The organism is Alcanivorax sp. HI0044 (assembly GCF_001634945.1).
Genome location: NZ_LWEZ01001348.1, coordinates 1 through 1,138, shown reverse-complemented (window position 1 = coordinate 1,138; position 1,138 = coordinate 1). Strand labels below are relative to the sequence as shown.

The 1,138-nt window shown below is 56.8% G+C and carries 1 protein-coding gene; it reads left to right on the top strand.

The genetic code is table 11. From position 1 onward, the window contains the following. Nucleotides 1-147: 147 nt before the first annotated feature. A partial coding sequence (locus A3730_RS19945) for an IMP dehydrogenase (protein ID WP_063538765.1) occupies nt 148-1,138 on the top strand: 991 nt, incomplete at its 3' end.

Genomic DNA, 1,138 nt, shown 5'->3' with positions numbered 1-1,138 from the left:
TGAACCCTGCCAGCGGTGATTGTGTGGTTAGCCGGTAATGTCGTATAATCGCCCGCTTAATTTAACGGGGTGCCTGTCTCATTCTGGGTGCTGCCGCTCCGCCCGGTGGCATCCGCCAGGCTCCCCCCTCACTTCCTACGGTGCAATATGCTCAGAATTGCCCAAGAAGCATTAACGTTTGATGACGTTTTGCTTGTGCCTGCCCATTCCAATGTGCTGCCCAAGGACGTGTCCCTGAAATCCAAATTGACCCGGGACATCGCTCTTAACATTCCCCTGGTATCCGCAGCCATGGATACGGTTACCGAGCATCGCCTGGCCATTACCATGGCGCAGGAAGGGGGTGTCGGTATCCTCCATAAAAGCATGGATATCGAAGACCAGGCGCGTAATGTACGCATGGTCAAGAAATACGAATCCGGTGTGGTCAAAGACCCGATTACCGTCAGCCCTGATACCACAGTTGCCGAATTGATCCGCATCACTGATGCGAACAACATTTCCGGCGTTCCGGTGGTTGAGAAAAACGGAGAAGGTGACAAGGTGGTTGGCATTGTCACCAGCCGTGACACCCGTTTCATCACCAACTACGACCAGTGTGTGAAAGACATCATGACCGGCAAGGACCGGCTGGTGACAGTGCAGGAAGGTGTTGGTGCTGATGAAGTTCAGGCACTGCTGCACAAGCATCGCATCGAGAAAGTCATTGTGGTGAACGCTGCCGGCGATCTGCGCGGCATGATCACCGTGAAAGATATCGAAAAAGCGGCCAAATACCCTAATGCCTGCAAGGACTCCCAGGGGCGCCTCCGTGTGGGTGCGGCAGTGGGCACCGGGGCCGGCACCGACGAGCGCGTTGCTGCGTTGGTGGAAGCCGGGGTGGATGTGATCGTGGTGGATACTGCACACGGCCATTCCCAGGGTGTGATCGACCGTGTTGCCTGGGTGAAGAAGCATTTCCCCGAGGTGCAAGTGATCGGCGGCAATATCGCCACGGCCGCTGCAGCCAAAGATCTGGTGGCTGCTGGCGCCGATGCGGTGAAAGTGGGTATCGGCCCTGGCTCTATCTGTACTACCCGTATCGTGGCCGGTATTGGTGTGCCGCAGATTACGGCTATTTCTGATGTGGCCGCGGCGC